This is a genomic window from Nosocomiicoccus sp. HMSC09A07 (genome assembly GCF_001808485.1).
Taxonomy (GTDB): domain Bacteria; phylum Bacillota; class Bacilli; order Staphylococcales; family Salinicoccaceae; genus Nosocomiicoccus; species Nosocomiicoccus ampullae_A.
Genome location: NZ_KV793634.1, coordinates 27,781 through 28,079, shown reverse-complemented (window position 1 = coordinate 28,079; position 299 = coordinate 27,781).

Genomic DNA, 299 nt, shown 5'->3' with positions numbered 1-299 from the left:
TTTAACAAAAATTTTGCGATTTTGTTAGATATCCGGATTTATTTAACACATTTCGAGACCACGACCCAATTTTTGTTAATTATATTTTTTTATCTAACAAAAACGAGACCAGATCCGGAGTTTTTGTTAATTATCTCGATATATCTAACACATTCAGACATTTTTTGTAAATAAAAAGAAGAAAAACCTGGTTGCGATTTTGTCTTGCCGGGCTTTGTTGTGCCTTTTTATCCCAAAAGTATAAAAACACTGTTTCATCAAATTATATTTAACAAAAATTTTGCGATTTTGTTAGATAT